Annotated in this window: 17 protein-coding genes and 1 pseudogene; 10 read left to right on the top strand and 8 right to left on the bottom strand. The window is 42.0% G+C overall.

From position 1 onward, the window contains the following. Positions 1–90: 90 nt before the first annotated feature. The 6 genes from hoxE to I8748_RS18390 all read left to right on the top strand — a co-directional run bounded on the left by hoxE (position 91) and on the right by I8748_RS18390 (position 6,187). The gene (gene hoxE / locus I8748_RS18365) at positions 91–624 is read left to right on the top strand and encodes a bidirectional hydrogenase complex protein HoxE (protein WP_198126013.1); all 534 of its coding nucleotides are present in this window, start codon (positions 91–93) and stop codon (positions 622–624) included. Continuing rightward, positions 611–2,290 (top strand): NuoF family protein, encoded by a 1,680-nt coding sequence (locus I8748_RS18370; protein ID WP_198126014.1) that lies wholly within the window; start codon positions 611–613, stop codon positions 2,288–2,290. Before hoxE ends, I8748_RS18370 begins: the two co-directional genes overlap by 14 nt. Before the next feature lie 100 nt (positions 2,291–2,390). Next, positions 2,391–3,107, top strand: coding sequence for a bidirectional hydrogenase complex protein HoxU (gene hoxU, locus I8748_RS18375; RefSeq protein WP_198126015.1), 717 nt, complete (start codon positions 2,391–2,393; stop codon positions 3,105–3,107). Between the two features lie 127 nt (positions 3,108–3,234). Next, positions 3,235–3,780 (top strand): NADH-quinone oxidoreductase subunit B family protein, encoded by a 546-nt coding sequence (locus I8748_RS18380; protein WP_198126016.1) that lies wholly within the window; start codon positions 3,235–3,237, stop codon positions 3,778–3,780. 175 nt (positions 3,781–3,955) lie between these two features. Then, positions 3,956–4,591, top strand: a complete 636-nt coding sequence (locus I8748_RS18385; RefSeq protein ID WP_198126017.1) for a CP12 domain-containing protein — start codon at positions 3,956–3,958, stop codon at positions 4,589–4,591. A 147-nt stretch (positions 4,592–4,738) separates the two neighbouring features. Then, on the top strand, positions 4,739–6,187 hold the full coding sequence (locus I8748_RS18390; protein ID WP_198126018.1) for a Ni/Fe hydrogenase subunit alpha: 1,449 nt from the start codon (positions 4,739–4,741) through the stop codon (positions 6,185–6,187). Positions 6,188–6,538: 351 nt separating this feature from the next. Here the strand turns inward: I8748_RS18390 and I8748_RS18395 are convergent, their stop codons facing one another. Next, positions 6,539–7,177, bottom strand: a complete 639-nt coding sequence (locus I8748_RS18395; RefSeq protein WP_198126019.1) for a histidine phosphatase family protein — start codon at positions 7,175–7,177, stop codon at positions 6,539–6,541. Between the two features lie 587 nt (positions 7,178–7,764). Between I8748_RS18395 and I8748_RS18400 the strand changes: the two genes are divergently transcribed. Continuing rightward, positions 7,765–8,064, top strand: a complete 300-nt coding sequence (locus I8748_RS18400) for a type II toxin-antitoxin system HigB family toxin (protein WP_198126020.1) — start codon at positions 7,765–7,767, stop codon at positions 8,062–8,064. Next, complete coding sequence (locus tag I8748_RS18405; RefSeq protein WP_198126021.1) at positions 8,048–8,449, top strand: helix-turn-helix domain-containing protein; 402 nt, start codon at positions 8,048–8,050, stop codon at positions 8,447–8,449. The genes I8748_RS18400 and I8748_RS18405 overlap by 17 nt, the downstream gene beginning before the upstream one ends. 33 nt (positions 8,450–8,482) lie before the next feature. Here I8748_RS18405 and I8748_RS18410 read toward each other — a convergent pair whose 3' ends face one another. Continuing rightward, positions 8,483–8,974, bottom strand: coding sequence for a hypothetical protein (locus tag I8748_RS18410; protein ID WP_198126022.1), 492 nt, complete (start codon positions 8,972–8,974; stop codon positions 8,483–8,485). Continuing rightward, positions 8,971–10,068 carry an AAA family ATPase gene (locus I8748_RS18415; RefSeq protein ID WP_198126023.1) on the bottom strand — a complete coding sequence of 366 codons (1,098 nt, stop codon included), beginning with the start codon at positions 10,066–10,068 and terminating at the stop codon, positions 8,971–8,973. Before I8748_RS18415 ends, I8748_RS18410 begins: the two co-directional genes overlap by 4 nt. A 263-nt stretch (positions 10,069–10,331) precedes the next feature. Here I8748_RS18415 and I8748_RS18420 point away from each other — a divergent pair, with 263 nt between their 5' ends. Continuing rightward, a complete protein-coding gene (locus I8748_RS18420; protein ID WP_198126024.1) occupies positions 10,332–10,766 on the top strand; it encodes a hydrogenase maturation protease in 435 nt (144 codons plus the stop codon). A 190-nt stretch (positions 10,767–10,956) separates the two neighbouring features. After that, complete coding sequence (locus I8748_RS18425) at positions 10,957–13,908, top strand: bifunctional acetate--CoA ligase family protein/GNAT family N-acetyltransferase (RefSeq protein WP_198126025.1); 2,952 nt, start codon at positions 10,957–10,959, stop codon at positions 13,906–13,908. Positions 13,909–14,103: 195 nt separating this feature from the next. Here the strand turns inward: I8748_RS18425 and I8748_RS18430 are convergent, their stop codons facing one another. From I8748_RS18430 to I8748_RS18450, 5 genes and pseudogenes are all read right to left on the bottom strand, one after another. After that, complete coding sequence (locus tag I8748_RS18430) at positions 14,104–14,406, bottom strand: hypothetical protein (protein ID WP_198126026.1); 303 nt, start codon at positions 14,404–14,406, stop codon at positions 14,104–14,106. Between the two features lie 314 nt (positions 14,407–14,720). Continuing rightward, a pseudogene (locus I8748_RS18435) lies at positions 14,721–14,870 on the bottom strand (IS630 family transposase); the annotation flags it as partial. Between the two features lie 10 nt (positions 14,871–14,880). Then, entirely contained in the window at positions 14,881–15,939 is a 1,059-nt protein-coding gene (locus tag I8748_RS18440; protein ID WP_198126027.1) for a diguanylate cyclase domain-containing protein, read from the bottom strand. 5 nt (positions 15,940–15,944) lie between these two features. Next, on the bottom strand, positions 15,945–17,003 hold the full coding sequence (locus tag I8748_RS36070; protein WP_318781239.1) for a sensor histidine kinase: 1,059 nt from the start codon (positions 17,001–17,003) through the stop codon (positions 15,945–15,947). Positions 17,004–17,103: 100 nt separating this feature from the next. After that, a complete protein-coding gene (locus I8748_RS18450) occupies positions 17,104–19,233 on the bottom strand; it encodes an ATP-binding protein (protein WP_198126028.1) in 2,130 nt (709 codons plus the stop codon). Positions 19,234–19,789 lie beyond the last annotated feature (556 nt).

Consider the following 19,789-nt stretch of genomic DNA (forward strand, 5'->3'; position numbering starts at 1 on the left):
GGAACACCTGAAAAAGAGGCCAGAGCAATAACGACGAAAGAACTTAGAAAAGTCCATTGAATTGATCTAACTTCTCAAAAGGCTCAAACCATGAATTCAGCATCTGCTGTTAAAACTAACAACACGGTAAAAGCACCAAGAGCAACTCGTGGTGATCAGCGCTTCAAGATGCTGGATGCAACTATCAAACGCTACCAGTATCAACAGGATGCACTCATTGAGATATTGCATAAAGCGCAAGAACTTTTTGGTTACTTAGAAAAAGATGTATTAATTTACATTGCACATCAGCTTAAACTGCCACCTAGTCGAGTTTATGGTGTTGCCACATTCTACCATTTGTTTTCACTTGCACCTAGTGGTGTACATACTTGTGTGGTATGTACGGGTACCGTTTGTTACGTCAAAGGCGCTCAAGCTATCCTGGCAAATTTAGAAAAGTCTGCCCACATCCAAGCTGGTGAAACCTCGGCAGATGGTCAGATTTCACTGCTAACAGCAAGGTGTTTAGGTGCCTGTGGGATTGCACCGGCTGTAGTATTTGATGGCACTGTTTTAGGCAATCAAACCCCTGAATCAGTTCTTGATCACATCAAAGGATGGTTGCAAGATGGATCTACCTGAATTACTTGAAATTGCCCAAAAAGAACGTGCTTTAGAGAAACCTGTGCAAATTCGCTGTTGTGTTGCAGCGGGTTGTCTGTCTGCCAATTCACAAGCTGTGAAACAGCGTTTAGAAGAGGCTGTAGAAGCAGAGAATTTAACAGAAACAGTGGAGGTTCGTGGCGTTGGCTGTATGCGTTTGTGCTGTCAAGGGCCATTAGTGGAAGTGGGGAGTCGGGAGGAGCCACTGCGGTCTTGGGGTCTCCCCAAGTGGAGCATGTGGCGTTCGGGAGTCGGGAGTGGGGAAGAGTGTAAGCAATCTCTAAATAGCAAATTGTATGAGAAAGTTACACCTGATGATGCACCTTCAATTATCGCCGCTCTCAATGAAGGAGAGACAACAGTCCAACAAGGCGATTTAACTCATCCATTTTTTACATACCAGATGCCGATTGTCTTAGAAAACAGTGGCAAAATTGATCCCGAACGCATTCAATCTTATATTGCTGCTAAAGGTTATCAAGCCCTTTACCATGTCTTACGGGAGATGACACCCAACCAAGTAGTAGATACTATTACCCGCAGTGGTTTACGGGGACGTGGTGGTGCTGGCTATCCTACAGGTGTCAAATGGGCAACAGTTGCTAAAGCAAAAGGCGATCGCAAGTTCGTAATCTGCAACGCCGATGAAGGCGATCCAGGTGCGTTTATGGATCGTAGTGTCCTAGAAAGTGATCCTCATCGCGTTTTAGAAGGAATGGCGATCGCAGCTTATGCTGTAGGAGCAAATCAAGGCTACATCTACATCCGCGCAGAATATCCCGTTGCTATTAACCGTCTGCAAACTGCAATTCGCCAAGCCCAACGTCTTGGCATTTTGGGCAGTCAAATTTTTGACTCTCGATTTGATTTTAAAATTGATATTCGTATCGGTGCAGGAGCTTATGTCTGCGGTGAAGAAACTGCTTTAATGGCTTCTATTGAAGGTAAACGCGGCACTCCTCATCCCCGTCCGCCTTATCCTGCTGAATCTGGTTTGTGGGGTTATCCTACTTTAATTAATAACGTTGAAACCTACGCCAATGTTGCACCTATTATCCGCAAAGGTGCTGACTGGTTCGCCAACATTGGCACTTCCAAGAGCAAAGGCACAAAAGTTTTTGCCTTGGCAGGCAAAATCCGTAACACAGGTTTGATAGAAGTACCCATGGGAACTTCATTAAAACAGATTGTAGAAGCAATGGGCGGTGGCGTACCCAATGGCGGTGTAGTCAAAGCAGTGCAAACTGGTGGCCCTTCTGGGGGATGTATTCCAGCAGCAGCTTTTGATAGTCCCGTGGATTATGAATCACTCACTCAACTCGGTTCGATGATGGGTTCCGGTGGCATGATTGTCATGGATGAAACTACCAACATGGTGGATGTCGCCCGCTTCTTCATGGAATTTTGCATGGATGAATCTTGCGGTAAATGTATTCCCTGTCGGGTGGGGACAGTGCAGTTGTATAAATTGTTGACAAAGATTAGTGAGGGTAAAGCATCTCTTGCTGACTTAGAACTGCTAGAAGAACTATGTGACATGGTAAAGCATACCAGCTTGTGCGGTCTTGGTCAGTCTGCGCCCAATCCAGTATTTAGTACCTTGCGTTACTTCCGTGATGAATATTTGGTTTTGATTAGTCATTAGTCAATAGTCAATAGTCAATAGTTATTTGTCATTTGTATTTACAAAGAACTGGAAAAATTGTGCATTAATGCACATTAGCTTCATAAGGAATAAATAATAAATGGCAGTAAAAACATTAACAATCAATGAACAATTAATCAGCGCTCGTGAAGAGGAAACAATTCTGCAAGCAGCGCAGGATGCGGGGATTCACATTCCGACTTTGTGCCATTTAGAAGGAGTTGGAGATGTTGGGGCTTGTCGGCTTTGTTTAGTAGAAATTGCTGGCAGTAATAAACTTCAACCTGCTTGTGTAACGAAAGTTGCTGAGGGGATGGAAGTGCAAACTTCTAGCGATCGCCTGCAAAAATATCGTCGCACAATTATAGAAATGCTGTTTGCTGAAGGTAATCACATTTGCTCGGTGTGCGTAGCTAATGGTAATTGCGAATTGCAAGACTTGGCAATTGAAATGGGTATGGATCATGTACGTTTAGATTACCATTTCCCCGATCGCAAAGTCGATGTTTCTCACGATCGCTTTGGCGTAGACCACAACCGTTGTGTTCTTTGCACTCGTTGCGTACGTGTTTGTGACGAAATCGAAGGAGCGCATACTTGGGACATGGCAGGCAGAGGCACAAATTCCCATGTAATCACCGATTTAAATCAACCTTGGGGAACCTCAGATACTTGTACATCCTGTGGCAAATGCGTTAATGCTTGTCCAACAGGTGCAATTTTTTACCAAGGCTCCAGCGTCGGTGAAATGAAACGCGATCGCGCCAAACTCAATTTCCTAGTCACAGCACGGGAGAAACAGGAATGGAACCTTTAGAGATGGGTAATGGGTAATGGGTAATAGGTAATGGGTGAGATCTGATGACTAATAGTAAAATCCAATTCCCAATTCCCGAATTACGAATTACGAATTACGAATTACGAATTACGAATTACGAATTATTATGGCTCGTTTAAAATTAGCAACGGTTTGGCTAGGCGGCTGTTCTGGCTGTCACATGTCTTTTCTCGATTTGGATGAATGGCTGATTGATTTAGCAACACTGGTAGATTTAGTTTATAGTCCCTTCGCTGATATTAAAGAATATCCAGAAGGTGTGGATGTGGTGTTAGTCGAAGGTGCAATTGCTAACGAGGAGCATTTGGAAACGATTCGCAAAGTCAGAGAGCGATCGCAAATTCTTGTTTCTTTTGGCGATTGTGCTGTCACTGGCAATGTTACTGCTTTACGCAACCCTTTAGGTAGTGCCGAACCTGTTCTCCAACGTTGTTACATCGAAGCAGCCGATATTCACGCCACAATTCCCTATGAACCGGGTATTGTACCACCCTTATTAGATCGAGTCATACCAGTCCATTCATTAGTAGCAGTTGATGTGTACTTACCAGGTTGTCCACCTGATGCAACTCGGATTAAAGCAGCGTTAGAGCCATTGTTAAAAGGAGAAAAACCACTGCTTGTAGGACGCGAATTTATCAAGTTTGGTTAACTTTCAAGAAACACTTAGTTTTTTCATAATTTTGTTTAATACCATTTCTCTAAAATCCGGCAACACATTCAAACCCCGCAACGCAGTAGAGACGATTCGCCGAATCGTTTCTACAATTACGAATTACGAATTGGTATCAGTCCTGGATTCTAAAAGATTTTTGAGGTGATTGACTATGCTAAAAGCTGTAGACATTATGACTAAAGACGTTGCCACAATTCGCAGTTCTGCAACGGTGGCTGAAGCAGTCAGACTATTAAAAGCAAGGGACTGGAAAGCGCTGGTTGTAGATCGCCGCCATGAACAAGACGCCTACGGCATTATTACCGAAAGCGATATTGTGTATAAAGTGATTGCTTATGGCAAAGATCCCTCTAAGGTGCGTGTTTATGAAGTGATGACCAAGCCTTGTATTATCGTTAATCCTGACCTTGGCTTAGAATACATCGCACGGTTATTCGCCGACCATAATTTACACAGAGCGCCGGTGATTCAGGGCGAACTACTGGGTATCATTTCTTTGGCTGACATTATAGCTAATAGTAACTTTCTTGAGCAACCCCACACTATTCTATTAGAACAACAGCTTCAAGACGAAATTAAAAAAGCTCGTACCATTTGCGATCAAAAAGGCATGTATTCAGAAGAATGTGCAGCTGCTTGGGATGCAATAGAAGAATTACAAGCTGAGATAGCACATCAAAGGGCTGAGAAAGTAGTGAAAACAGCCTTTGAAGAATACTGTGATGAATATCCACAAGCCAAAACAATCTACGATAACTGGTACAGTACTTGGCCTGATGCTCGGTAAGGAACTTTCAAGAAACACAGGGAGTAGGGAGTAGGGGTTTGAAAGTGTTTTTTTCATATTTTGCGGGAGCGAAGAACGTGCCCGTTGGGCGCTTTCAAGCAAAAAAATATCCCACTGTTTACAGTCATCAGTCATCAGCCATCAGTCATGAAAAAAGTCATCATCGACCCAGTTACCCGCATTGAAGGACACGCCAAAATTAGTATTTATCTGGACGATACAGGACAAGTGAGCGATGCTCGTTTTCATGTCACAGAATTTCGTGGTTTTGAAAAGTTTTGTGAAGGTCGCCCCTTGTGGGAAATGCCAGGAATTACGGCGCGAATTTGTGGAATTTGTCCAGTGAGTCATTTGTTGGCATCAGCGAAGGCGGGCGATCGCATCCTCGCTGTGACAATTCCCAAAGCAGCTGAAAAACTGCGTCGCTTGATGAATTTGGGGCAAATTATTCAATCTCACGCCTTGAGTTTCTTCCATCTCAGCGCCCCAGATTTGTTATTAGGAATGGATAGCGACCCCGAAAAACGTAATATATTTGGCTTAATTGCAGCTGAACCAGAATTTGCCCGTGGCGGAATTCGCTTGCGTCAATTTGGACAAGAGATTATTGAACAATTAGGAGGGCGTAAAATACATCCATCATGGGCGGTTCCTGGCGGTGTCCGTGAACCTTTATCCATAGAAGGACGCACCCATATTCAGAACCGCATTCCCGAAGTACGCACCACAATATTAGATGCACTGGGGAGATTTAAAAGCTTACTCGATGATTATCAAAAAGAAGTGCAAACCTTTGGGAATTTTCCTACTTTATTTATGGGGTTAGTTACCCCTGATGGTTTATGGGAGAACTACTACGGATATATTCGTTTTGTAGATAGTGCGGGAAATATCATTGCTGATAAACTGGATGCAACTAATTATCAAGAATTTATTGGTGAAGCAGTTCAACCTGATTCTTATTTAAAGTCTCCTTACTATCGTCCTTTGGGTTATCCTAATGAAAGCGACTATTGTCGTTTAGATAGTGGTATTTATCGGGTAGGGCCGCTGGCACGTCTGAATATTTGCAGTCACATTGGTACACCTTTAGCTGATGCGGAGTTGAAAGAATTTAGAGATAGAGGAAAAGGCACTGTCACCTCATCATTTTTCTATCACTACGCCAGATTAATTGAAATTTTGGCATCAATTGAGCGAATTGAAATATTACTAGATGACCCAGATTTACTATCAAATCGACTGCGTGCTGATGCTGGCATTAATCAATTAGAAGCAGTGGGTGTGAGTGAAGCACCACGCGGTACATTATTTCACCATTACAAAGTTGATGAAAATGGGTTGCTTCAGAAAGTAAATTTAGTCATTGCCACAGGTCAGAATAATCTGGCAATGAATCGTACAGTCGCGCAAATTGCCCGACATTTTATTCATGGTTCAGAAATTCCTGAAGGTATGTTAAACCGTGTTGAAGCTGGAATTAGAGCTTTTGACCCTTGTTTAAGTTGTTCAACTCATGCCGCAGGACAAATGCCTTTGCATATTCAACTAGTTGGGATAAATGGGAGTATTGTAAATGAAATTTGGCGGAATTAACAGCAGATACAGCAGATTGCGAGCTAATCGAGTACGCCCCATCCCACTCGTTGGCGATCGCTGCAACATCGATTGGGTGGTTCTGGCGCTTGTACAAAGTATCACACTAGAACACGCAAACTCCTTTTCCAACAATGGCTATAAGCGTGCCAAATGACCAAATAATTACTAATTCGTAATTCGTAATTCGTAATTAATATTTAATAAATTGAGGATGCAGAGCAACTTAATTTATTAATGGAAAATAAAAAAAGTTATTCATTGTTCAGAGAAACTAACTTGAGGTATGGGGTGTAATTACGAATTATGAATTATCAATTACGAATTATTTTGACCTACTAGTAGGGACTATTATGTTCCCGGACGAGAGCGAATACGATCAGGTATATGATGGCGATCGCCTAATATTTCTAACAAAGGGCCATTAACGTCAAATTTAACCATACTTACCGACGCGACCAAAATATTCACCCGATAGCGATAGCGCCCCAAATCAATTCCCAGTAAACTGCAAAGCATAATCCGAATCGTGGCTTTATGGGAAACTACTAAAACATTACCTTGGGAATGTTTTTCTTGAATTTCAGCAATTACAGGCATAGAACGGTTAGCAATATCTACCGCAGTTTCTCCACCTAGTGGTGCATTCCAAGCGGGTTCTGTCAACCATTTTACATAGTTTTCTGGGTAATTCTCTTGGACAAACGATTTACTCTTAGTTTCCCATTCGCCGTAACTACCTTCTCTAAGCCCGTCACGCAACTGCATATTCATACCAATGGCATCACACAATGGCTTGGCAGTTGCTATTGTGCGCTTCATTGGGCTAACATAAACCGCTTCCCACTTCAATTTTTGATAAACATTGGCAAAACTCTCTGCCATCTGCACCCCTTCGGGTGTCAACAGAGCATCAGTTTCACCGCAGAAATTACCACTTTGACTAAAAGTAGTTTCTCCATGCCGCAATAAATATAAATTAAGTGTCATAGCTTGGATCGCAATTGGGATAAAGGAGTTTGTGCCTAAATAAAATACCATCAATCTCGCAATCTTTTATGTGACACCAGGACAAAGTAATCAACCAAAAAAGTCAATCAAACACAAACTTTTGAAATCGAAGACGAAATTAGCGGTTTTGGCTAGTACTAGGTATTGAGAGGTTGTTTAAAAAGTCTCAATAATTTAGATTTTAGATAAAATCTAAGTACAATCAACCTCAAACAAAGCTAAAAATATCAAAATTTTCGTTTTACCCACTCCCTATTCCCTACTCCCGACTCCCTTCAAGCTAGGATTTGAGTATTCAAAACCACTTTCCAAACATCCTCTGAGCCAGGATACGGATACCTTTGGTGAATTCCTCAAACAGCTAAACTGAGAATTAGGCACGAAACTAAATTTGAGAAAATAGCCAGTAGGGTGCATTATAGCAACGCTTAACGCACCGATAGATATAGTGCATTACGGCTAATACTTACTAATATTTTTATCCCATTAGAATATGAAAACGGAGAAAATAAGAACAAAGACACAAAAAGCTCTAGAATTGGGTTAAAATTAGTTAATTACGAAAAATGCATGTTATCAGCTACCGACGCTTAAGAGAGTTTTGTGAAAAACACGCTGATTGTCGTACAGCACTTGATAACTGGTATAAAATTGCTAGCAATGCAGATTGGTATAATTTGGTTGAAGTGCAATCTGTTTTCCCAACAGCCGAAGCAGTTAGTGATTTTACTGTATTCAACATCAAAGGCAATAAATATCGGCTAATTGTAAGTATAGATTATGAAAAGCAATTGATTTATATAAAATATATCCTTACCCATGCTGAATATGATAAGGAGGAATGGAAAAATGACCCTTATTTTTAATCAAGATAAATATAAAGAATTATTAGTTAAGTATCAACCAAAGTTAATTAAAAATGAAGAAGACAATGAAAAAGCTTTGGCGATAGTCGAAGAATTGATGCATCTTCCTAATCGCAGTCCTGAAGAAAATGAACTTTATGAACTGCTAATTACTTTAATAGAAAAATTTGAACAAGAATACTATTTACCAGGTCGAGAATCGACACCTCATTCTATGTTACTGTTTTTGATGGAGCAAAAGAATATCCAACAGTCAGATTTAGTAAATATTTTGGGTTCTGAAAATCTTGTCTATGAACTAGTTAATAATCAGCAAGATATTAGTAAATCTCAAGCTAAGGCTTTAGGAGATTTTTTTCAAGTTGACCCTGGTGTGTTTATTTGAAACAGGGTGTTGGGCATCTGCCATTCAACAACATTATTGCAAATCAAACAGAAATGGTTTGATAGATACAATCATACGATCTAACTCAGTTCTATTGTGTTTGAGAAGATCATGTCCCCATAATTTATTCGTATTGTCAGAGCAATCTTTGGCAAGAGATTCTCCTATATCCTCAAAACTCTTTCTAATGTCTCTCCTTAAAATTTCTGGTTCAGATAGTGCTCCAATAACAAATACTCTGTCAATTAGATCCATTGGAATCTTATCCTTAACATAACTCAGTCTATCTTCATCTTCATCGAAATCAATCAGCAAGACAATCATTCTCTTTGGATATTGTCGCATTGTAGTAGCATAATCATTCGTGAATATCTCTACAACATTTTCCCAGCCACGAGCCTCTGGTAAAACTTGAATAGCCCGACTGTTGAGGTTTAGATTCAGAGTAAATCCGTTTGCGATCTGGCGATTAGCATCATCTTCTGGCAATACAAAAACGTGCAGCTGATACTTATTTATGCTCATAGTTCTACATCGCCACGAATCAAGGCATCTACAAGATCACCTTGAATAGATATATCACTGAGCGGTCTTATTAAAGTTGGTTCTAAGTGGTTTTTTCGATGGAGAACTAAGGTATTTTCATCTGAAAATTTTCGGATTGCTTCAGGATTATGAGATGTCACTAAAATTTGACCACTATTCTTAAATGAACGTCGCAGTGATGTAACAAAATGTCCAACTTCTGATAAGGATAGATAGTTATCAGGCTCATCCCAAAAGCAAAGAAGTGGCCCATAAAATTTGTTAGCAGCTAAAACAACAGCACAAAGAAAAAAGCATTTCTCCCCATCTGATAAATCCTTAAAATCAATACTCAGATTTGCATTATTTGCTTCAAACCGAACAATCATATTTTTAGAGTCTTTGCCAATCTGTTCATTCAGAAAATCCTGAATGTCAGGCATAACTTCTCGAAGATATTTATCAACTTGTGTATAAGCAGCAGGATAACGACTAAGTAACCCAGAAATCCACTCACCGAAGTTTGAACCCTCTCGCTTTGGTTCTAAAGTTTCACCGTTAGATTCTCCAGTCATCAAGCTTGGGATGGGAGCTAAAATAATCATGCGAGCAAGCCAAGTTTTGAAAATACGAAGTCGATCAGTCTCTGATTGCTCCTGTATTACTGGAAGGGCCACAAGATGCCAATCCACCGAAAATTGAGCTTCACGATTGTAAAGAGTGACTTTGGCTTCTTTTCGTGAGTATATTGGTTCTCCTGAAACTAACAGTTGTTCTTCAAAAACTCTAAGTTCTTTAAATTTTTCTGGTAACTCCAAGGCAAGGATATATTTGTATAATTTATCGTCAAGTAATACTTCTATTTCAAAGCGAATCGGCACATCAGACCTGCCACGAGCAAAATCTTTCGACTGGACAAGTTGACCAACTCTATTTATACCTCGCCCGACGGATTGAAGCACCTCTAATGCATAGGCAACAGTCGATTTACCTGCACCATTTTTACCAATTAAGAGAACAGATGACATTCCCTTTGTGGGCAGTTCAAAGTTTTCTAGGCATCTGAAGTTGTGTATATACAGTCTTTGGAGCATAAGAAAACGATTTCAATAACTGGAAAGTCAAAGAACTTTTTGATCTGCCTCAGTAGTGAATCAGCATTGGTACGAACGTCTTGCCAATTCGGGTGCTTTGCTGATCGATAAAGGATTAACTATATATTAAATTACATTTACTTCCATCACAAATGTCAATATTTGGAAAAAACTGTGAGGATTAGTTCAAAGCTTCTCTAGCTCCTCACAAGTTCCTCAAGTTTTTTAACTAACTTCAAAATGAGGTTAGGCAGTTAACAAGTATGAATTGTCATGTAATAGCGATTGGTTATGGTAATGAGTTGCGTAGTGATGATGGTATTGGGCAACGAGTAGCTAAGGCGTTGCATCTATCAAACATGAAATCTATTGCTGTCCACCAACTCACACCTGAACTTGCTGAAGCTTTAGCAAACAGTGATTTGGCAGTCTTTATCGATGCTTGTTTGATGTCCGAAAGTTCTCAGGTGCAAGTAGAACCAATTTTACCTGCATCCGGCAATTATATCACAGCACATACAGCCGAACCGCGATCGCTCTTAGCTCTGACTCAAGCAATTTACGGTTATTGTCCGCCAGCTTGGTGGATTAAAGTCCCAGGAGTAAACTTTGAATTAGGCTACACTTTATCACCAATTGCCGAAACTGGAATAGCGATCGCCATTCAAAAAATTACCCAAATTATTAGTAGGCAGTAGGGAAGATTAATTTTTACACCAAGTAAGTGAAAATCAACATAACTATTTTACGAAACGTAAATATGTCTGAGACTTTGACCACTGACAACTGACCAGTGACAACTGACAACTAACAACCCCCTCCTGTCAAAGACGCTACGCGAACACCAATTAACTTTATTCGCACCAACCTACTTACTTATTCAAAAGTATGCAAAAGCCTATGCAGCCAGCCGTCGAACGCGCTTATGATATTTTACGAGCCGAGAAAGTTAATCCCCTCGATGCCATATTTGCACCCAAAACTGTGGCTGTAATTGGTGCTAGCGAAAAGGCTGATAGTGTTGGACGCACTCTATTATGGAACTTAATTAGTAATCCTTTTGGTGGCACTATTTTCCCTGTCAATCCCAAGCGCCACAGCATACTGGGCATCAAAGCTTACCCAACTATACATGATGTCCCGGAATTAGTTGATTTAGCAGTTATTGCCACCCCAGCGCCAACAGTCCCAGATATTATTAGTCAGTGCGTAGATGCAGGTGTCAAAGGTGCAATTATCTTGAGTGCAGGTTTTAAAGAAGCTGGTGCTGAGGGTGTAGCCTTAGAACAGCAAATACTTGAGCAAGCCCATCGTGGCAAAATGCGGATTATTGGCCCGAACTGCTTGGGTGTGATGAGTCCACGCACAGGTTTAAATGCGACTTTTGCCAGTACAATGGCGCGTCCTGGAAATGTCGGCTTTATTAGTCAAAGTGGAGCGCTTTGTACTGCTATCCTTGATTGGAGTTTCAGAGAAAACGTTGGTTTTAGCGCCTTTGTTTCCCTTGGTTCGATGCTAGATGTGGGTTGGGGAGATTTGATTTATTACCTTGGTGATGACCCCCACACTAAAAGTATTGTAATTTACATGGAATCAATCGGGGATGCGCGTTCATTTCTCTCAGCAGCGCGGGAAGTTGCTTTAACTAAGCCGATTATTGTGATTAAAGCAGGTCGTAGTGAAGCCGCAGCCAAAGCAGCAGCTTCCCACACTGGCGCATTAACAGGAAGTGATGAAGTGCTTCATGCAGCTTTTAGGCGTTGTGGGGTGTTGCGCGTCAACAGCATTTCTGACTTGTTTGATATGGCGGAGTTACTCGCAAAACAACCGCGTCCCAAAGGCCCACGCCTGACAATTTTAACTAACGCAGGTGGGCCGGGAGTACTTGCTACTGATGCTTTGATTGCTGCTGGTGGAGAAGTTGCACCCATTTCTGAGGAAACTAGCGCAGCCTTAAACCAACTATTACCAACACATTGGAGTCATGGCAACCCAATTGATATTCTAGGCGACGCTGACCCACAAAGATATACCAAAGCCTTGGAAATTGCTGCTAAAGATCCCAATAGTGAAGGCTTATTGGTGATTCTCACACCCCAAGCGATGACAGACCCCACCCAAACAGCCGAACAATTGAAACCCTACGCGCAGATGTCTGGTAAACCCATCCTTGCTAGTTGGATGGGAGGCGCAGATGTGGCAGCAGGCGAGATGATTCTCAATCGTAATCATATCCCGACTTATGCTTATCCTGATACCGCCGCTCGCTTGTTTACTTACATGTGGCAATCTAGTTATAACCTGCGCGGTATCTACGAAACTCCGGTAATGCCAACAAATGATGCGTCGTCAGGGATACCAGACCGTAAATGTGTGGAAAAAATTATCCAAACAGCACGCCAGGCACAGCGAACTATTCTCACAGAGTTTGAATCAAAGCAGATTTTAGCAGCTTATGGTATTCCTGTAGTTGCCACTTGCGTTGCTAAAAGTGAAGATGAAGCAGTTGAATGTGCCCAAAAAATTGGCTATCCGGTTGTTTTAAAGCTGTTTTCCGAGATAATTACCCATAAAACTGATGTTGGCGGTGTGCAGTTAAATTTAAAAGATGCTGATGCTGTACGACACGCCTACCGCACTATTGAATCATCTTTACACGAGAAACTACAACACGACCCTCATTACTCAGCACTCAACACTCAAAACTCAGCAACGCCACATGCTCCACTTGGGGAGACCCCAAGACCGCAGTGGCTCCTCAGCAACGCCACATGCTCCACTTGGGGAGACCCCAAGACCGCAGTGGCTCCTCAGCAACGCCACATGCTCCACTTGGGGAGACCCCAAGACCGCAGTGGCTCCTCAGTACTCTTCCTAGGTGTAACCGTGCAGCCAATGGTGAAAATGGTCGGTTATGAACTGATTATTGGCAGTAGTCTTGATGCACAGTTTGGCCCGGTGTTGCTTTTTGGTACAGGAGGACAACTTGTCGAAGTTTTTCACGATCGCGCGATCGCACTTCCACCCCTGAATACCACTTTAGCGCGCCGCATGATGGAGCAAACACAAATTTACAAAGCCCTTCAAGGAGTCCGGGGACGCAAAAGTGTTGATATGGCTGCCCTTGAACAATTAATGGTGCGATTTAGTCAATTAGTTGTAGAACAACGTTGGATTAAGGAAATCGATATTAATCCGTTGCTGGCTTCGTCTTTTGAATTAATTGCCCTCGATGCTAGGATGATCCTGCACGACGCAGATATGAAACAAGAGCAACTGCCAAAGTTAGCAATTCGACCCTATCCCATACAATATGTGGGAAATTGGACGATGAAAGACGGCACGTTAGTTACCATCCGTCCCATCCGTCCAGAAGATGAGCCGCTGATGGTACAATTTCATCAAACACTCTCAGAGCAAAGTGTTTATTTTCGTTATTTCCATTTAATTAAGCTGCGGTCAAGAGTAGCCCATGAACGGCTGACACGTATTTGCTTTATTGATTACGATCGCGAAATCGCTCTAGTTGTAGAATATCAAAATCCCCAAACGCAGATACGGGAAATTTTAGCAGTCGGTCGATTGAGTAAAATACATAATACAAACGAAGCAGAATTTGCTATTTTGGTAAGCGATCGCTGTCAATGCCAAGGTATAGGCACTGAATTACTGCGACGGTTACTGCAAGTTAGTCGAGATGAGCAACTAACCAAAATCACTGCTGATATCCTGGTTGACAATTATGCCATGCAAAAAGTTTGCGAAAAACTTGGTTTTCGCATCGAACGCACAGATGATCCCACTGTAGTCAAAGCTGAAATCGATACATTGCCGAATTGAAGCAAGTAGAAACGGGTAAATAAACATAACCTCAAAGTTGATACATTTAGGCAAGCAGGGGAGCAGGGGAGCAGAGGGGCAGAGGGGCAGGGGGGCAGGGGATAAGTCAATTAAAACAGCATAGAATAACCAAGTAGCCCAGACTTGTAACTTGACACCATTAATAGAACCAGTCCACAAATAATATATTTTGGCTCAAACCGAGGACTGAGGCGCTTTCGCCCCTTCGGGGCGAAAGCGACGGTTGGGCATTTTATTTTCTGGAAATCCCCTACCAACTGCTGCTTGCCAACATTGTTTAAATGCTTCGTCTCGATGACAAGCATCAAAATAGCCTTTTGCCCACTCAGGATTGTCGTAATAATATTGATTTGCTTGTATCGCTGAAGTCAAATTGGCAATTGTACAAGTGGGAATTTCTCCAGTTTGCCAATCAACACAAGCATCCTGGGCAATACACTGATGTAAGAGTACAACCTTGTCATCAACACTAAGCATATTTGGAAAGTCCCTTTTTGGGAAAGTGGCTTTGATTAACCTCTTTTTAATATCTCACTATATATTTAGTTGCTTGATAGTAGTAATAATATGCAACATTCAGTAGACCAAAAAGTTCTGCGATCACTCTTTTGTGAATACTTGTCTAAGTGGATTTTGGTTAAAGATTAGTAATTTTAAATACTAGTATTGCATTGCTGAGTTGACCTTGTGACATAAGTAAAGTTAATAAATCAGCCAAGTATAAGAGCAAATCTCAGTAGACCGAAAAGTTTGGCGATCGCTAAAAAATAGTAGTGTAAGCTAATCAGCATTTAAGTTGCAATATAGTTGACATTGCCTTTATTTTTGATTTTCCGATGGCACTTAATCACTAACTCACCTTGGTTTAACAGCTTATCTAGTAGTGATTTCAATTTATCTACCGATTGAAACAGACGGTGAGCAATATATTCTTTAGATGACTGATGACTGTCATTGGCTATGATTAAATTGAAACGAGATCACGCGATCGCGCCCTTGCTGTTTGGCTGCATAAAGTGCTTTGTCAGCTGCTGCCATCAGGTCTTGCGGTGATAAATCTAAATTGGGGATAATACTGACAACGCCTACACTAATGGTGACATGTTTACTAACACTAGACTCAGCATGAGGAATTGCCAAGTTGCGTACTGCTTGTAAAATTGTTCGAGCTACATGAATTGCTCCTTGATGTTTTGTATTAGGAAGAATCACAACAAATTCTTCTCCACCGTAACGTGCAATTAAATCAGCTGGACGTTGCACAACACTTTTGAGAGCAGTTGCAACTTGCCGTAAACAATCATCGCCTGCTAAATGACCATAGGTGTCGTTATAGCGCTTAAAAAAATCAATATCGCATAAAATTAAAGACAGAGGCATCTGTTCACGTTTGAGACGATGCCACTCAGCATGTAAACACTCATCAAATCGGCGACGATTGGCTATTTGCGTTAAATCATCTAGATTAACCAGTCTTTGTAGTTCCAAATTAGCAGCTTGCATCTGCTTGTACAGCATTGATTGATGAATTGTATCAATGCTTAACTCTCCATCGACGGTAATCAATTTATCCTTCATTTCTTCAAGCATGGAACTCAAAAATTGCTCACGTTCATAGCGATTAAGCGCTGTTTTAATTGCAACGTAAAGTTCTCGCTCCCTAACAGGTTTGAGGATGTAACCAAAAGGAAATGTTAGCGTTGCTCGCTCTACAGTACTTACGTCAGAGTAGCCTGTAACATAAATACTCGGTATTTTGAGACTCGACCAAATTTGTTCTGCTGCCTGGATACCGTCCATCTTGCCTTGCAGACAGATATCCATCAAAATTAAGCTGGGGCGTAGTTCAGTGGCTTTGACAATTGCGGTTTCTGCCGAATCAGCAATCTCGATAACTGTGTATCCCAAAGACTCTAAATTTTCTTGTAAGTTCATGGCAAGAATGTACTCATCTTCAACAACAAGAAGTCGAATGGTTTGAGTTTTCTGTTTGTCTGAAGACAGGTTCATTAATTTCATGTCCTACTTTTTCCAAAAGAAATTCTAAATTCTGTTCCTTGCTGACAGTTAATATCAATGCTTCCCCTTAATTGCTTCACCAAACCTTGGACAAGATTGATACCCAACGTTTTAGACTTTTTGTGATCAAAGTTCTCAGGTAATCCAATTCCATTATCTTGTACAATGAGTATTAAATTATGCTCGTTTTCTTGATAAAACTTGACCTTAATTTGACCAGCACGATTATCGGGAAAGGCGTATTTTAAAGCATTAGACACTAGTTCATTGATAATCAACCCACAGGGAACAGCTGTTTCAATATCCAAGCTAACTTTTTCAGTATTAATACTGAGTTGAATCAGGTTAGAGCTGGTATTGTAGGAAGCAAATAGATGAGCGGTTAAGTTACGAATATAGTGAGCAAAATCAATATTGGCAAGGTCTTGGGAACAATAGAGCTTTTCATGTACCAGAGCAATAGAGGCAATGCGGTTGTGGCTATCACGTAGGATGGCATTAGCTTGTGCATCTTGAGTTCGTCTGGACTGCATTTGTAGCAAGCTGCTGACAATGCCTAAATTGTTCTTAACACGATGGTGAATTTCTTTGAGTAAGACTTCTTTTTCCCGTAAAGATGCTTCAATATGCTCTTTATCTTGTTTAGAAGCGGTTATATCTTCAACAATGTATGAAAACCTGGGATAGCCAGTGGGACTAACTGCAATTGGGCAAACACTAGCAGCGAGCCATCGTTGACCGTTGGGTGTGTCATGGGAATATTCAAACCGCACAGCAGCCTGAACTTGTTGGGCTTGACGATAATAACTCACCCATTCCTGGATAGTCTGCTGGGGTACGCCTAAATCGCTGGCAAACCGATTCTGCATTGCTTCGGGAGTTGTGCCGAAAAACTCAGCAACAGCTCGGTTATCGGAAATATGTAGAATGTCGTTATTGTGTAGCTCAACAATGCCCATCAGCATTGCTCCACTGTTGAAGAAACTGCGGAGCGTTGACTCACTGCGTTGTAAATCGGCGTTGATTTGACTTAACTCGGCTGTGCGTTCTGCCACCCGGAGTTCTAACTCTTCTTTGGACTGTCTGAGTTCTTCCTGGGCTTGTTGGCGTTGAGCTTCGATGCGCTTGCGTTCGGTGATTTCTTCACAAACTGTACTAATGCCAATAACTGCATCTCCATTCTTTAACGGTAAAAAATGCTCTAACCAAGTTCGTCAAAACCAAATCAGGAAGGTGTTGACGAATAGCAGCCAGCGCCGCCATACCATCTTCTACAGCTTCTACTTGATATCGTTGCCCCAGCAGTCGTTTAGCGTAGTCCCGCATATCAGCATTGTCATCCACCACGATGATTCTGGGGCTGGGGGATGAGGGGGATGAGGGGGATATTATCTTTGCTTCCTCATCTCCCCCATCTCCCCCATCTCCTACTTCCGCTAGCCACCGCCATGCTTCTTCAACGTAAGGTGTAGCTCCTATGGCAGTTGATGCAAGTGTGCGAGATGCATTAATGCGTTGGTTAGGTAGATGAGCAAATCCAGTGGGAATCGAGACGGTGAAGCAACTACCCTGTGCCACTTGACTGGTGACATGGATACTACCACCGTGCAGTTTCACCAACTCTTGCACCAGGGATAAGCCAATACCTGAGCCTTCAAAACTGCGTCCTTGGGCACCTTTAACGCGGCGGAAGCGTTCAAATAAATGGCTAATTTCGTCTGGTGGAATGCCAATGCCTGTATCTTCAATTGCCAGTTCAACGCGATCGCCAAAACTCTGCAAACGCACGCTAATTGTGCCGCTCAAGGTAAACTTAAAGGCATTGGATAACAGATTCAACACAATTTTTTCCCACATTTCCCGATCAACGTAAATCTCTTCGGGCAAAGGCGGACATTCCACTACCAAAGACATGTCAGCACGTTCAATCAGCGAGCGAAAGGTACTAGCAAGTTCTGTTGTAGTTCTAGCTAAGTCGGTTGGTTCATACACTGCTTGAACGCGTCCTGCTTCAATCCGCGAAAAATCAAGGAGTGTATTCACCAGTTTCAGCAACCGCAAGCCATTACGTTGTACAATTTCTAGGCGATCGCGTTGCTTGGGGAATAATGGGGCTTCTGTGTCGGCTAAGGCATCTTCCACTGGCGCTAGTATTAAGGTCAGCGGCGTGCGAAACTCATGGGAGACATTGCTAAAAAAATCGGTTTTGGCGCGATCTATCTCTGCTAAAGCTTGTGATCGTTGGCGTTCAGCTTCATAGGTACGGGCATTAGCGATCGCCCTTGGCGTTAGCGCAGCCATCGCTGTTGCTACACTATTGACAACCAAATCAAAAAATCCCCGATACTCGTCATCAAAGGCGCGACACGGACTGATACCCATGACTAGCAATCCCGCGAAGGCTTGTTGCTGCCCTGGTTGCGCGATTGGCATCACCAAAGCAGCCAATGGAGGCGTATGCCACACTCCCCCAGGCAAATTATGGAATCGAGTCTCTAAGTCATCCACCAGCATTGCTTGTCCAGTTTGGCAAACTTGCGCCAAACCCCAGACATCATCCTGTGTCAAGTTCACTTGAATGGGGCTTTTATCAGTTCCCCTTTCAATGCCTGTGGTGCTAATCAACCGTGCCTGCTGACTATTAGTGTCTACCAGATACAATAAAGCAAACGGGATGTCATAAGGATTAATAGACAAGCTATCTGTGGCAATCTCACAGGCTTTTTCCACGGTTTTGGCCTTCATAACATTTGCACCTAGTTCCCGCAAAGTCTGCAAGCGACGATTGCTCAAAACTCGCCCAGTGGTCTCAGTGCAAACTACGAGTGTGCCACCGACTCTTCCCGTTTCGTCCCGGACTGGACTGTAGCTATAGGTGAAGTAAATTTCTTCAAAGTAACCATTGCGATGGAAAGGGACAAGTTGGTCTTCATGCCAAGTCTCTTGTCCTTCGGTCATCACATTATGGATTTGTGGACCAATAATTTGCCAAATTTCAGCCCAGCAATCTGAACCTCGCTGTCCAAGGGCTTGGGGGTGTTTGTGCGCTCCTAAGCTAGGACGGTAGCCGTCATTATAAAATTGTACCAAGTCTGGGCCCCAAAACAGAACCATCGGGTGACGCGTAGACAGAAGAATACTGACCGTAGTTCGTAAACTTTGCGGCCATTGCTTGACAGGGCCGAGGGGTGTTTGTGACCAGTCGTGCGATCGCATCAACGCACACATTTCCCCATCGCCTGCAAATAAGCCTTCCAGCACGTCTGTTCTGATTGGCTCTGTCACAATATTTACCCCTTATTATGGTAAAATTTACTGCTTCCCACTCATTTCATAGTATTTCTTCGAGAGTCTTTTCCTCTCAGTCAGATGTGCCGTCTTTCAGGTTGCACTCAGAAGCATTGATTAGCCGATGTCCCAAGCCATCTAGGTATTGAGCTAAGATGCGCCTAAAATCATGCCATATGGTCTGGAAATCCCTATCATATCTACATTTAAGCCATTCTTGTCAACAAGATTCTACATTTTAAATTATTAATTTTACTGTTGACATTAAAAATTTTTAGTAGCTATAACCAGTAATAATTACAGTCAATCAAGCTTGGAATACAGTATTTTACTGTTATTCAAAAATTTGCAACTGTAACTTCTAACTTCATCTGTAATTACATCAACTAAATGCCAATTAGCCATCATAACTACCTACATATCAACGAATTAAAATCCTTTGTATTTTTGTGTATTCGTGTCTTTTTTAGTTGGTTGTTTGGCATTTATCTACTAAAAACAAGGTTGTTTTTAGATAGTTATCTTAAAAAAAAATATCAATGATAATAACTGA

This window comes from Amazonocrinis nigriterrae CENA67 (assembly GCF_016056305.1).
Classification (GTDB): Bacteria; Cyanobacteriota; Cyanobacteriia; order Cyanobacteriales; family Nostocaceae; genus Amazonocrinis; species Amazonocrinis nigriterrae.